At 67.7% G+C, this 12,947-nt stretch carries 12 protein-coding genes; 8 read left to right on the forward strand and 4 right to left on the reverse strand.

The window, feature by feature from the left end; genetic code table 11:
• The first annotated feature begins 48 nt into the window (after window positions 1-48).
• The 4 genes from ppc (at window position 49) to NBT82_RS09490 (ending at window position 4,691) form a co-directional block, all read left to right on the forward strand.
• Window positions 49-2,742, forward strand: a complete 2,694-nt coding sequence (ppc, locus tag NBT82_RS09475; protein ID WP_251327881.1) for a phosphoenolpyruvate carboxylase — start codon at window positions 49-51, stop codon at window positions 2,740-2,742.
• A 4-nt stretch (window positions 2,743-2,746) separates the two neighbouring features.
• Window positions 2,747-3,184, forward strand: coding sequence for an arsenic resistance N-acetyltransferase ArsN2 (gene arsN2 / locus NBT82_RS09480; protein ID WP_251327882.1), 438 nt, complete (start codon window positions 2,747-2,749; stop codon window positions 3,182-3,184).
• 72 nt (window positions 3,185-3,256) lie between these two features.
• On the forward strand, window positions 3,257-3,787 hold the full coding sequence (locus NBT82_RS09485; protein ID WP_251327883.1) for a 50S ribosomal protein L16: 531 nt from the start codon (window positions 3,257-3,259) through the stop codon (window positions 3,785-3,787).
• 40 nt (window positions 3,788-3,827) lie between these two features.
• The gene (locus NBT82_RS09490; RefSeq protein WP_251327884.1) at window positions 3,828-4,691 is read left to right on the forward strand and encodes an ATP-grasp domain-containing protein; all 864 of its coding nucleotides are present in this window, start codon (window positions 3,828-3,830) and stop codon (window positions 4,689-4,691) included.
• Window positions 4,692-4,697: 6 nt separating this feature from the next.
• Here the strand turns inward: NBT82_RS09490 and NBT82_RS09495 are convergent, their stop codons facing one another.
• Window positions 4,698-5,069: an Hsp20/alpha crystallin family protein gene (locus NBT82_RS09495; RefSeq protein WP_251327885.1), complete on the reverse strand. Its 372-nt coding sequence runs from the start codon at window positions 5,067-5,069 to the stop codon at window positions 4,698-4,700.
• Window positions 5,070-5,196: 127 nt separating this feature from the next.
• On the opposite strand from NBT82_RS09495, the gene NBT82_RS09500 reads away from it, so the two are divergent.
• Window positions 5,197-6,417: a phosphoglycerate kinase gene (locus tag NBT82_RS09500; protein ID WP_251327886.1), complete on the forward strand. Its 1,221-nt coding sequence runs from the start codon at window positions 5,197-5,199 to the stop codon at window positions 6,415-6,417.
• Window positions 6,418-6,420: 3 nt separating this feature from the next.
• On the opposite strand, the gene NBT82_RS09505 is transcribed toward NBT82_RS09500, so the two are convergent.
• Complete coding sequence (locus NBT82_RS09505; protein ID WP_251327887.1) at window positions 6,421-7,446, reverse strand: type II glyceraldehyde-3-phosphate dehydrogenase; 1,026 nt, start codon at window positions 7,444-7,446, stop codon at window positions 6,421-6,423.
• A 52-nt stretch (window positions 7,447-7,498) separates the two neighbouring features.
• Window positions 7,499-8,248 carry a response regulator gene (locus tag NBT82_RS09510; protein ID WP_251327888.1) on the reverse strand — a complete coding sequence of 250 codons (750 nt, stop codon included), beginning with the start codon at window positions 8,246-8,248 and terminating at the stop codon, window positions 7,499-7,501.
• 158 nt (window positions 8,249-8,406) lie between these two features.
• On the opposite strand from NBT82_RS09510, the gene NBT82_RS09515 reads away from it, so the two are divergent.
• Window positions 8,407-9,366: an aminopeptidase gene (locus NBT82_RS09515; RefSeq protein WP_251327889.1), complete on the forward strand. Its 960-nt coding sequence runs from the start codon at window positions 8,407-8,409 to the stop codon at window positions 9,364-9,366.
• Between the two features lie 53 nt (window positions 9,367-9,419).
• On the opposite strand, the gene NBT82_RS09520 is transcribed toward NBT82_RS09515, so the two are convergent.
• Window positions 9,420-9,911 carry an Lrp/AsnC family transcriptional regulator gene (locus NBT82_RS09520; protein ID WP_251327890.1) on the reverse strand — a complete coding sequence of 164 codons (492 nt, stop codon included), beginning with the start codon at window positions 9,909-9,911 and terminating at the stop codon, window positions 9,420-9,422.
• Window positions 9,912-10,178: 267 nt separating this feature from the next.
• Between NBT82_RS09520 and NBT82_RS09525 the strand changes: the two genes are divergently transcribed.
• Window positions 10,179-10,586: an NAD-binding protein gene (locus tag NBT82_RS09525; protein ID WP_251327891.1), complete on the forward strand. Its 408-nt coding sequence runs from the start codon at window positions 10,179-10,181 to the stop codon at window positions 10,584-10,586.
• Complete coding sequence (locus NBT82_RS09530; protein WP_251327892.1) at window positions 10,583-12,757, forward strand: universal stress protein; 2,175 nt, start codon at window positions 10,583-10,585, stop codon at window positions 12,755-12,757. The genes NBT82_RS09525 and NBT82_RS09530 overlap by 4 nt, the downstream gene beginning before the upstream one ends.
• Window positions 12,758-12,947: the final 190 nt, after the last annotated feature.

Below are 12,947 nucleotides of genomic sequence, written 5' to 3' on the forward strand. Positions count from 1 at the left end.
CCCCCTCATCCCGGCGTTTAACATGTGTGGTCTCAATAGGCACGGACAATGGATCTCCACCACCGCACCGTCCGCCAGGACGTCCGGGAGCTAGGGGAACTCCTCGGCGACGTACTCGAGGCACAGTCGTCCACGCAGGCGTTCGAGGCGGTCGAGGACCTCCGTACGGCGGCCATCGACTACCGCGACGGCAGTCTGCCCTCGCGCGAACCGTTGCGAACAACCCTCGGCACGCTCGATTCCGATCTGGAGGGAGCAGCCGCGCGGGCCTTCACCGCCTACTTCGAACTCATCAACCTCGCCGAGGAACGCGAGCGGGTGCGTGCCATCCGTCGGAGTTCCCAGGCGGGAACGCTGGCGGACAGTCCACGCGCGACGGTCGCCTCGCTCGTCGAGGGGGACGCGGACGCCGAGACGGTCCAGCGGGTGCTCGACGACGTACTCATCCAGCCAACATTCACCGCTCACCCGACCGAGGCCCACCGGAAGACGGTCAAGGCGAAACTCCGGACCATCACGACACTCCTCGAAGGGCTGGACGAGCGCCGGCTGACCGACGCCGAGCGCCGGCAGTCCTGGGACCAACTGGAGGCGGAGGTGACGAGCCTGTGGCAGACCCCACAGGTCAGGGACCGTGCGCCCGAACCCGAAGACGAGGCACGCAACGTGCAGTGGTATCTGGAGAACACGCTCTTCGACGTGGTCGGCGACACGTACGCCGAACTGGAGGAGGTGCTCGCCGACTCCTATCCCGAGGTCGACGTGCCCAAACTCTTCGAGTTTCGGTCGTGGGCGGGCAGCGACCGCGACGGCAACCCCTCCGTGACCGTCGACGTGACCAGCGAGACGCTCGACCGGCAGCGGTCGGTCGTCCTCTCGAAGTACCGCGACGAACTGAAGCGGCTCTCGGGCATCCTCAGCCAGGACGCCGCCTGGATCACGCCGGGCGAGCGCTTCGAGGCGTCGCTCGTCGACGACCGCGAGCGGCTTCCGGAGGTGGCACGCGACGCCGAGAGGCGATATCCACACGAGTTCTACCGCCAGAAACTCAAGCTGATGCGCGAGCGGCTGGAACGGGTAAACGACGTACGTCCCGGTGGCTACACCGACGCCGAGGAGCTTGTCGACGACCTCGAAGCCATCGACGAGAGCCTGCGTCTGAACGACGCCGAATCGATCGCGGACGCCTACGTCGAACCGCTGCTCCGTAAGGTCGACACGTTCGGGTTCGCCCTCGCGAGTCTCGACCTGCGCGATCACCAGCAGAACCACACCGAGACGGTCGGGGAGTTGCTCGAAGGACGGGGCGTCGACTACCGCGACCGCGACGAGGCGGGTCGGATCGACGTGTTGACCGACGCGATCATGCAGGACGCCGACGTGGTCGACCTCGCGGACCCAGGTGACGTGAGCGAGACGGCCGAGCGGGTCTGCGAACGCTTCGAGGCACTCCGGGAGTGGCAACGGGAGTACGGCACCGACGCCATCGACACCTACTGCATCAGCATGACCGAAGAGCCGAGTCACGTCCTCGAAGTGCTCTTTTTGGCCGACCAGGCCGGCGTCGTCGACCTGCCCGAGTACAGCGGCCTCGACGTGGTGCCGCTGCTGGAGACCGAGAGCGCCCTCGACGGCGCCCGACGGATCATGGGGACACTCTTCGAGAACGAGGCGTACGCGACGGCGCTCGACTGCCGAGGCGACACCCAGGAGATCATGCTGGGATACTCGGACTCGAACAAGGAGAACGGCTTCCTGGCGGCCAACTGGGATCTCTACCGGAACCAGCGGCGCCTCGCCCGCATCACCGACGAGTTCGACGTGTCGATGCGCCTGTTCCACGGGCGCGGCGGCTCCATCTCCCGGGGTGGCGGCCCGATGCACGAGGCGATGCTGGCACTGCCCGTCGAGACGGTCTCCGGCGAGATCAAGTTCACCGAACAGGGTGAGGCCATCGCGGAGAAGTACGGCAACCCGCGGATCGCCGAACGCAACCTCGAACGGATGCTCGACGCGCAGATCCGGGCGCGACGCGAGTCGCTCGCCGGCCCGGGCGAACCGACGCCCGACGCCTGGAGCGAGGCGATGGGGACCATGGCCGGGGCCGCCAGGGACGCGTACCAGGACCTCCTCGACACCGAGGGGTTCATCCCCTACTTCGAGACGGCGACGCCGATCACGGTCATCGAGGACCTCAACCTCGGGTCGCGCCCGGCGTCGCGCTCCGGCGAGCGTACCGTCGAGGACCTCCGGGCCATCCCGTGGGTGTTCTCGTGGACGCAGTCCCGGTGTATCATCCCGGGGTGGTACGGGCTGGCCACCGGGGTCGACGCCTACCTCGACGACGGCGGCTCGATGGAGACCCTGCGGAAGATGTACGAGCACTGGCCCTTCTTCAGAACAACCCTCGACAACGCCGCGCAGTCGATGGCGCGCACGGATATGGAGATCGCCGAGGTGTACGCGGGACTCGCCCCCGCCGAGTTGCGCGACCGCTTTTTCCCACGGATCCGCGACGAGTACGAACGCGCCGCCGACCTCGCACTCGCGATCACCGACCGCGACGACCTGGTGCGACAGGACTGGTTCCGGGAGAGTCTCGACCGGCGCAACCCCTACGTCGACCCGCTGAACCTGCTCCAGACGCGGCTGCTGGCCCGCGACGAACGGACACCCGCCGAGGAGCGGACCCTCCGCCTGACGGTCAAGGGGATCGCGGCGGGGATGAAGAGTACGGGCTGACCTAATGACGCCCTCGGTCACGCTCCACCCCGGGACGGCGGCGCCCGACTACGTCGAGACCCTCCTCGACCGAAACGGCCTCCCCGTACGGGACGTCAGAGCCCATCCGGAGGCGTTCCACTACGCGACGGTCGAGGGCGAACGGATCGGGGTCGGCGGCCTCGAACGCTACGACGACGTCGGGCTTCTCCGGTCGGTCGCCGTCGAGGCCGGGAAACGGGGGTACGGCTACGGGAGCGAACTCTGCGAGGCCCTGGAGTCGAAGGCTCGGGCGACCGGCGTCGAGACGCTCTACCTCCTCACGACGACGGCGTCGGCGTTCTTCGCGGCACAGGGGTACGCCCCGATCGAGCGGACGACCGTCCCGGACGCCATCCGGAAAACGACGGAGTTCGCGGAGCTCTGTCCGGCGACGGCGACCTGCATGCGAAAGTCGTTGTAGCCGCCCGCTGCCGCCGTCGCCCGGCATCGAAGGCTTTATTCGCCGCCTCGGCCTCGGCTACGACAAGTAACCATGTCGGACAAACCCGCCTCCATGTACCGGGAGATCAGCAAACGCCCGTACACGCGACGCGAGTACATCACGGGCATCCCGGGCTCCAAGATCGCACAGCACAACATGGGCAACCTCCAGACCGGTCCCGATGACTACCCGGTCCACATCAGCCTCGAAGTCGAGGAGGAGTGTCAGATCCGCCACGGTGCGCTCGAAGCCTCGCGCCTGTCGGCCAACCGACGCCTCCTGAAGGAGGTCGGCCAGGAGAACTACAAGATGGTCCTCCGGAAGTTCCCCCACCACGTCATCCGCGAGAACAAGCAGGCGACGGGTGCGGGCGCGGACCGCGTCTCCGACGGGATGCGACAGGCGTTCGGCAAGCCGGTCGGCACCGCCGCCCGCGTCAACGCCAACGAGACGATCTTTACCTGTTACTGCAACCCCGAGGACGCCGCCACGGTCAAGGACGCCTTCCGACGGTCGTACAACAAGATCTCGCCACCGTGTCGCATCGTCGTCGAACAGGGCGAACAGCTGCTCGTCGCCTGACGACCCGCGGACTTTTTTCCACCCCGCCGTCAGTGGGGGTATGCTTCGTCTCGCGGTGACCACCCGGGCCGAGACCTTCGACCGTCTGCGTGACCCCCTCGCGGATCGGGGCATCGAGGTCGCCCACCTCGCGGCCGAGGGCCGATCCATCGACCTCTCGACGCCCCCCGCCGAGCGGTTCGACGTCGGCCTCGTCTTCCCCTCGTGTACGCAGGCGGGGGCGGCCCTGTCGGCGCTTCACGACTTGTCGTGGGTGAACGGCCGCGAGACGGTGCTGACCTCGCGCAACAAGGGCGGCGTCCTCGCGACGCTCGGGGCGGCGGACCTCCCGGTCCCCGAGACGACGATGATCGCCAGCCCCGTCGACGAGGACGCCCTCGCCGCCGCCGTCGCCGACTTCTCGTGGCCGGTCGTGATCAAGCCCAACTCCACGACCCGCGGGACGGGGGTGGCGAAAGCGACGGATCTCGACTCCCTACTGGGGATCGCCGACTACCTCGATCTGATCCACGACTACCGCGCCACCGGCGACAAGACGTTCCTCTTACAGGAGTATCTGCCCGACGCCCGCGACTACCGGGTGATGGTCGTCGACGGGGCGTACGCGGGTGCGGTGGAGCGACACCTCCCCGAGGCCGACCGGGCGTCGGGCCGCTGGAAACACAACGTCCACCGTGGCGCCGCGGCGACCGGCGTCGACCTGTCGCCGGAGCTCCGGGACCTCGCCGAGCGGGCGGCCGCGGCGCTCGACGCGCCGTATCTCGGGGTGGACCTGCTGGTGACCGACGAGCGTGTGGTCGTCGCGGAGACGAACGCGCGGCCGACGGTCGACGCCGCGACCAAGTACGTCCCGGACTTCTACGACCGGCTGGCGTCGCTGATCCGGACCACGGCCGACGCGTAATCAGGACTACTCCACGTCGATGGCGGCGGAGTCGCCGAGTTTGTCGACGGTGACCTGGAGGACGCCGTTGTTGAACGTGGCCGACGCGGAGTGTTCGTCGACTCGGGTGGGGAGGCGGACGCGTTCGTCGTACTCGCGGTGGGGGGAGGCGGCGCTGATCGTGAGGGTTTCGCCGTCACATTTCAGTTCGATCCCCTCCTTTTCGACGCCCGGGAGGTCGGCGACGAGTCGGATCCGTTCCGCTTCCTCGTAGACGTCGACGTGGGTCTCGGAGGCGAAGCCGGAGCCGTCGCCGGCGGTGCCCGTCATCTCGTTCATCATCCGTTCGATCTCGTCGAAAATGTCGTCGAACGGGTCGTCGCGGTCGTCGCCTCTCATGGCCTACCGTAGGCCGCTCCCGGTCAAAAACTTTCTGTCGTCGCTCCCCACGGTAGCGGGTCGCATGCTCGTTCGCCCGGAATCGCCCGTTTGAAATACTCGTCCCGCCATCGGACGGACGAGGCTCATGTTCAAGACGCTCGACGACATCGGGTCCGGGAACCGCGTCCTCGTCCGACTGGATCTCAACTCGCCGGTCGAGGACGGCATCGTCAGGGACAATCGACGGTTCGAACGCCACGCCCGGACCGTTCGGGAACTCGTCGAGACCGGGAACCGCGTCGTCGTCATGGCTCACCAGGGACGGCCGGGCCGGGACTCCTTCATCTCGCTCGATCAGCACGCGGACCTCCTGGCGGAGTACGTCGAGACCCCCGTCGCGTTCGTCGACGACGTCCACGGCGAGGCGGCCATCGAGGCCATCCGTTCGCTCGGCGCTGGCGAGGTACTCCTGCTCGAGAACGTCCGGATGTGCGACGACGAACTCCCGGAGAAGACGCCCGCGGAACACGCCGAGAGCGCGTTCGTCCGCGCGCTCGCCCCCGAGTTCGACTGTTACGTGAACGACGCCTACTCGGCGGCCCACCGCGCGCACGCCTCGCTCGTGGGCTTTCCGCTCGTGCTCCCCGCCTACGCCGGCCGGGTCATGGAGGCGGAGTACGAGGCCAACACCAGCATCGCTAGCCGGGAGTTCGACGGCCCCGTGACGATGGTCCTCGGCGGTGCGAAGGCCACCGACGTCATCGACGTGATGTCGGCCCTCGACGAGGCCATCGATCATTACCTCCTCGGCGGCATCGTCGGCGAACTCTTCCTCCGGGCGGCGGGATACGACGTGGGGTACGACGTCGGCGACACCGAACTGTACGACCACCAGTGGGCGGACAACGAGGCGCGGATCCGGGAACTCCTCGCGGAGCGCGGCGACCGCATCCATCTCCCCTTCGATCTGGCGTACGAACGCGACGACGCGCGGGCGGAAGTCCCCGTGGCGGACGTAAAGAAAGATCAGCCGTTGCTCGACGTGGGATCGCTCACCGTCGGTCGCTACGGGAACGTCATCGAAGACTCGGCGGCCGTGTTCGTCAAAGGTGCTCTCGGGGTCTTCGAGGACGAACGCTTCGCCGACGGGACGGTCGGCATCCTCGAATCCATCGCCTCGACGGACTGCTTTTCGGTCATCGGAGGAGGGGACACCTCTCGCGCCATCGAACTCTACGGCCTCGACGAGGAGTACTTCTCGCACGTCTCCATCGCCGGCGGCGCCTACGTCCGGGCGCTCACCGGCCAGTCGCTTCCCGCCGTCGACGCGCTGCGGGACTCCGAGTGCGATGCGTCCGGGGTCTGACGCCTACCGACCGTAGTCGATGCCGACGCCCATCGCGTCCTCGGTCGTCGCCCGGCTCTCGGCCGCGTCGGCGTCGCCGGTGAGCGCCCTGATCGCGTCCACGTTCTCGGGCACCACGTCACTCTCCTGGTGGATCGCCTGGAAGAGGTAGAGGTCGCGGTCCTCGACGGTGATCGACTCCGACCAGATGCAGTTCTCCCAGAGGTCGCCCCGGGGGCGGCCGGCGTCGTTGGCGAACTCCTTGAGTTTCCCCGCGCCGTCGATGTCCGCGGTAGCCGGGATCTGGAACAGTCGTGTCTCGTCCGCGAACAGGTCACGCACGTCGTCGGCGTCCGGCGACGACTCCAGGGTCACGTTGACACTGTGGGTGTGCATCAGCGTCGCCGGCACCTTCAGCCCGAGCGTGTCGATGTCGATATCGGGCAGGATCGTGTTCACGTCGGGGCCGTGATGCGAGGGGAGGGTCACCGGATCCGGGAGAATGTCGTCGATGGGTCCGCGGTCGGTCTGGCCGAGGTCGCCGCCGCGCCGAACGAGCGTGACGCGGGCCTTCTCGACGCCGTAGGTCTCGTCGAGGGGTGCGAGGATCCGCGCGAGCCCCGTGGTGTTACAGGAGACGACTCGCGCGGAGTCGGCGCCGACGGCGTCGGCGTAGTTGGCGCGTGCGTTGAAGCTCACGTCGGCCACGTCCGCGTCCTCGCCGCCCTGGAAGATGGCGGGGGTGTCGTGGGCCTCGTAGCGGGCAGCGTTCTCGGCACCGATTCCGGAGGGCGTACAGTCGACCACGACGTCCGCCGCGACCACCAACTCCTCGACCTCGCCCGCGAGTTCGAGCCCCGCCTCGGCGAAGCGGTCGGCGCGTTCGGCGACGGCCGCATAGAGCGGGTAGCCGTTTCGCACCGCCGCCTCGGCCTCGAAGTTCGGACGGGTCTTGGCGACGCCGACCAGCTCCATGTCCGGCTGTGCCTCGACCGCGTCAGCGACGCGTTTTCCGATGGTTCCGTAGCCGTTGACGCCGACCTTCGTCATACGCGGACTCGACGACCAACGGGCATAATCGTTTCGAGCCGCGTCGTACGCCCTACTGGTACGCCATCGCCTGTGCCACCTTCTGGCCCCGGTAGTACCCCGGGGCTGTCGCGACGGTCGCGGTCTTGATCTCTCCGTCGACGGTCCGGAGGCGGAACTCCGTCTGTGGCAGCGGCGTACCCTCCTCCATGAGTCGCTCGAACCGCTCGGCCGCCCGCGTCCTGTCGTCCGGATGGAGGAATTCGACGAAGTACCACCCTTCCAGTTCCGCGTGTGAGTCGGCGTGTAGGAAGTCGACGGCGGCGTCGTTCGAGTAGACCATCTCGCCGCTCCGGTCGAAGACGATGATCGGGATGGGTGCGGTATCGACGAGGTTGTGGTAGCGCTCCTCGGTCCGCGTCACCGCCGTCTCCGCACGGAACACGCGGACGCTGTTGGCGATGCGGTTGGCGAGTAGTGCGTACTGGTCCGTCCCGGTCTCCTTCTGGAGGTACTCGGTGACGCCGGCCGAGATGGCTTTGCTCGCTATCTCCTCGGAGCCCCGCCCCGTGAACAGGATGAACGGGAACTTCGAATTCGCCTCGCGGACGCGTTCGAGGAACTCGATGCCGGTCCGGCCGGGCATGTCGTGATCGGAGACGATACAGTCCACGTCGGTCGCGCCGAACCGCTCCAACCCCTCCTCGACGCTCGTCGCCGTCACGACGTCGAATCTGTCGTCCGCGCGTTCGAGAAAGGTGGCCGCCATTTCCACGAAATCGGGGTCGTCGTCCACGTGGAGAACGCGGATCCGGGTTCCCATACGCGAGGATACGTCCCGGCGGAGATAGTGTTTGTGATCCTCGTTATCACACAGCACGGTCCTCGACGGGTCGTTTCCCGTCCCGGAACGGGCCGAGCAGGGCGGTCCCGCCGCGACGGAGGGCAAGGGATAACCGACACGCGGCCGTCCGTTCGACCATGTCCAGTCCACTCTTCGAGGCCGCCGAAACCGCGATCCACCAGTGCATGGCGCTCGAGGCCGACGAGTCCTGTGCCGTCGTCACCGACGACGAGCGACTCCCCATCGGCGAGGCGCTCTACGACGTCGCGAGCGACGTGACCGACGACGCCGTCCTCCTGCGGTACCCGCCGGGGGCGCAACACGGAACCGAACCCCCGGCGCCGGTCGCGGCGGCGATGGCCGACGCCGACGTGGTGCTCGCGCCGACGACCAAGAGCCTGAGTCACACTCGCGCACGCAAGCACGCGACCGACGCCGGGGCTCGCGCCGCGACGCTCCCGGGTGTCACGGAGGACGTGATGATCGCGGGGCTGGACGCCGACTACGAGACCATCGCCCGCCACTGCAGCGAGGTACTGGCACAGGTCGCCGACGCCGACGAGGTCCGAATCACCACGGACGCGGGCACCGACCTCACGGTGGTCCCCGGCGACCGGGAGTGGATTCCCGACACCGGGATCGTTCACGAACTAGGAGACTTCTCGAATCTCCCGGCCGGCGAGGTGTTCGTCAGCCCCGAAACGGCGGACGGAACCTACGTCGTCGACGGGACGATGATGCCTCACGGGCTGGTCGACGAGTCGCTCCGGTTCGAGGTCGAGGACGGCTTCGTCACCCACATCTCCGACGACGCGGTCCGCGAGCAGGTGGAGACGGCACGCGAGGCGGTCGGCGAAGACGCTGCGAACCTCGCTGAACTCGGCATCGGGACCAACGTCGGCGTGACGGAACTCGTCGGTTCCGTCCTACTGGACGAGAAGGCCGCGGGCACCGTCCACGTCGCCATCGGCGACGACGCGAGCATCGGCGGCGACGTCGAGGCGCCCCTTCACCTCGACGGAATCATCCGCGAGCCGACGGTGTACGCCGACGGGGAGGTCGTGACACTCCCGACGACCGACCGGCGAGAAGAGTGAGACTGCGGCGGTCACCGCCCTCTTGGCGACCGATCGGGTGAGCGGCGTGGTAGCTATCCGGACGACCCGTCCTCGTCGACTTCATCGTCGAGGAACCCGTGGTACGGACAGACGTACTCGTCGCGGATGATCTGCTCGTCGACGATGTCCAGACCGAGCTCGTCCAGTTCCTCGGCGATCCGATTGAGGTCGTCGTGGTCCCGTCCGATGGCGTTCACGTACACGTTCCGCTTCCCGGTCATGATCTCTCGTACCGCCGTGACGCCGTGCACCTCCCGCGCCCGGTTCGCCAGCGAGTCCCGTTCGGTGACCGGTGCCGTGCAGATGATCTTCGTGTATAGCGGGTAGCCCGCCAGATCGTAGTCGATGTCGATGTGGTACCCGCGGACGATACCGCTCTCTTCGAGTTTGTTGAGCCGTGTCCGGACGGTGCTCGACGACAACCCGAGTTGCTCCGCGATGTCGCTCGACGACGTCCGGCGGGCGTCCTGCTGGAGGTAGTAGAGGATGGATCTGTCGATCGAATCCAGCTCGCCGTCTTTCATGACTGCGGGGTTTCGTCGCCCCCCGTTTGAGGTTTGTGCCCCGACGTCGGGTTCGACCGAGACGGCGAGTCGTCTCCGCACGCTTCTTTGATAACGGGAGTCGTGTAAAATGCGATCTGAAAAGACGATCTGTCAAAATAATCGGTCAATTTATGCTACTGCGTCATATAGTGGGTGGTGACGGGAGCCTCCGACGGCTCCGTCGCCTCACCAGCCATGAGATTACGCTCGAACCTTCACCAGAAGGCGGAAACGTCCGCCGAGGGAGTGGACACGGACTACTACGTCCTCGGCGATAGCCACCTCGGTACCGAAATCGCCAGCCGACTGGACGCGCTAGGGCACGCTGTCTCCGTCGTCCGCCTCGACCCCGACGTCGACGACGCCCCGTCGCTGGAGGGCGATCCGCCCCTCGCCGACGTACTGTTCGATGCCGGCGTGACGGAGACGTCGACAGTCGTCGTGGCGACTCCGGACGACGGCCGAAACCTGCTCGTCGCACAACTCGTCAGAACCCGCTTCGACGTCACCAGCGTCTTCATCGTGGTCCATACGCCGGAGCGCTCCGACCTCGTCGCCGATGCGGGTCACGAACCGATCTGTGCGACGACGCTGTTAGCCGACGGCGTCGTGGCCGACGTCCGCTCGCATCTCCGCGAGGTCGACACGGCATGAAAGGGCTGGAACGGGACCTCGGCCTGCCGTCCGTCCTCGCCATCAGTATCGGGGCGATGATCGGGAGTGGTATCTTTATCCTCCCGGCGCTCGCCCTCGAAATCGCGGGCCCGGCCGTCGTCCTCGCCTACCTCCTCGCCGGCGTCCTCGTGGTGCCCGCCGCCCTCTCCAAATCGGAGATGGCCACGGCGATGCCGGAGGCCGGAGGGACCTACATCTACATCGAACGTGGCATGGGCCCCCTCCTCGGCACCGTCGCCGGCGTCGGTACGTGGTTCTCGCTCTCGTTCAAGGGTGCGCTCGCGCTCGTCGGTGGCGTGCCCTACCTGCTCTTGTTGTTCGACCTCCCGCTCCAACCGGTCGCGCTGGGACTCGCGACGCTTCTGATCCTGGTGAACGTCGTCGGCGCGAAACAGACCGGGCGGCTCCAACTCGGCATCGTCGTCGTCATGCTGGCGGCGCTGGGATGGTTCGCCGCGGGGAGCGCCCCGAGTGTCCAGTCGGCCAACTACGCCGGCTTCTTCGATGCGGGCGTCGGTGGCCTGTTCGCCGCCACGGGGTTGGTGTTTGTCTCCTACGCCGGCGTGACCAAGGTGGCGAGCGTCGCCGAGGAAATCGAGGATCCGGGCCGCAACATCCCGCTCGGCATCCTCGGTTCGCTCGTGTTCACGACGGTCCTGTACGTTGCCATCGTCGCCGTCCTCGTCGGTATCACCGATCCCGGGAGCGTCGCCGGGTCGTTGACGCCCGTCGCCGTCGCCGCCCGGGTGACGCTCGGTCAGGCCGGCGTGATCGCCGTCATCCTCGCGGCCATCCTCGCGCTCGTTTCGACCGCCAACGCGGGCATCCTCTCCTCGTCGCGCTACCCGTTCGCGATGAGTCGGGACAAACTGGCACCGCCGTCGCTCTCGACGGTCAGCGAGCGGTTCGGGACGCCCGTCACGTCGATCACGCTCACGGGCGCCGTGTTGCTGGCGCTCATCGCGTTCGTCCCGATCCTCGAAATCGCGAAGCTCGCGAGCGCCTTCCAGATCATCGTCTTTGCCCTCATCAACGTCGCGGTCGTCGCCTTCCGCGAGGGGAACGCCGACTACGCCCCCGAGTTCACGTCCCCGCTGTACCCCTGGATGCAGATCTTCGGCGCCATCACCGGCGTGCTCCTGTTGACCCAGATGGGAACCGTGGCGCTCCTCGGCGCCCTCGTGATCACCGTCGGGAGCGTCGTCTGGTATCTGGTCTACGTCCGTCCCCGGGTGCGCCGGGAGGGCGTCGCCACGGACGCGATCAGGCGACAGGTGGGTCGGGACGCGCTGGCCGACGTCGAGTCCGCCGCGACGGACGACACCCACCAGGTGCTCGTCGCCCTCACGAAGGCCGTCGGGAGGGAGCGGGAACGGTCCCTCGTCGCGCTCGCGGCGGACGTCGTCCGGCCCCACGACGGGCGCGTGGTCGTCGTTCGATTCGAGGAGATCCCCGATCAGGCGCCGCTCACCGAAGGCGCCACCGTCCAGTCGCCGGCCGACCGCTCCTTCGAGACGCGGGTCGAGGCGCTCGCCGCGGAACTCGACGTCGCGATCGAGGCCGACGAGGTCGTCAGCCACGACACCAAACACGCCATCGTCAACTTCGCCGACCACCACGACATGGACGCGATCATCGCCGAGCACGAACCTCTCCGCCTTCGCTCGCGGCTGCTCGGCGACCCCGTCGACTGGGTCGTCCGACACGCTCCCTGCGAGGTGCTTCTCGTGGATAACGTGGGCTACGACGCCCCGACGAACGTCGCCCTCTCGGGGGCCGGCGGTCCGTACGAGTCCCGTACCGTGGCGCTGGCCGACGCCATCGCCACGGCCAACGACGGCCGGATCTCGCTCTGGTATCCCGAGGATGAGGAGACGGCCAAGCACAGCCGTACCATCGACGACTATCAGTCCGCGCTCTCGTCGCTACTCTCGGCTCCCGTCCGCTCCGAGGTCGCCCGAACCGACGGCGGTAACCACACTCACCCCGACCTGCTCGTGCGGGCCGGCGCCGATCACCGGCTCCGGAACGTCCTGTTCGAGGACCGGCCGGCGGTCCCGAATCCGGGCTGTACGACCGTCACGGTCTACCCGGAGGTAGCTCGCCGGCCGCCGCTCCCCAGGCGGCTGCTCGAACGGGTCGTCTTCTGACGCCGTTTCCTGTCCCCGTTTCGAGACACTCGCGACCCCGAGGCGGCCGAGCGTCTCGACTGACGTCCGACCGGCGGTGTGAGCCGACCCTACGGTCTGCACGCACGTGTCGCCGGTCGCCGCCCTCGACTGCCGTCACGTGCCGTGCCCCCACCGTCCGTCGTCGGAAGGGCGGATTTTTACCGCCTGA

This window comes from Haloplanus sp. HW8-1 (assembly GCF_023703795.1).
GTDB lineage: Archaea > Halobacteriota > Halobacteria > Halobacteriales > Haloferacaceae > Haloplanus > Haloplanus pelagicus.

Bases quoted from the DNA above. Each gene is read 5' to 3' on its own strand.
- ppc (WP_251327881.1), top strand. From the start codon at position 49: ATGGATCTCCACCACCGCACCGTCCGCCAGGACGTCCGGGAGCTAGGG.
- arsN2 (WP_251327882.1), top strand. From the start codon at position 2,747: ATGACGCCCTCGGTCACGCTCCACCCCGGGACGGCGGCGCCCGACTAC.
- NBT82_RS09485 (WP_251327883.1), top strand. From the start codon at position 3,257: ATGTCGGACAAACCCGCCTCCATGTACCGGGAGATCAGCAAACGCCCG.
- NBT82_RS09490 (WP_251327884.1), top strand. From the start codon at position 3,828: ATGCTTCGTCTCGCGGTGACCACCCGGGCCGAGACCTTCGACCGTCTG.
- NBT82_RS09495 (WP_251327885.1), bottom strand. From the start codon at position 5,069: ATGAGAGGCGACGACCGCGACGACCCGTTCGACGACATTTTCGACGAG.
- NBT82_RS09500 (WP_251327886.1), top strand. From the start codon at position 5,197: ATGTTCAAGACGCTCGACGACATCGGGTCCGGGAACCGCGTCCTCGTC.
- NBT82_RS09505 (WP_251327887.1), bottom strand. From the start codon at position 7,446: ATGACGAAGGTCGGCGTCAACGGCTACGGAACCATCGGAAAACGCGTC.
- NBT82_RS09510 (WP_251327888.1), bottom strand. From the start codon at position 8,248: ATGGGAACCCGGATCCGCGTTCTCCACGTGGACGACGACCCCGATTTC.
- NBT82_RS09515 (WP_251327889.1), top strand. From the start codon at position 8,407: ATGTCCAGTCCACTCTTCGAGGCCGCCGAAACCGCGATCCACCAGTGC.
- NBT82_RS09520 (WP_251327890.1), bottom strand. From the start codon at position 9,911: ATGAAAGACGGCGAGCTGGATTCGATCGACAGATCCATCCTCTACTAC.
- NBT82_RS09530 (WP_251327892.1), top strand. From the start codon at position 10,583: ATGAAAGGGCTGGAACGGGACCTCGGCCTGCCGTCCGTCCTCGCCATC.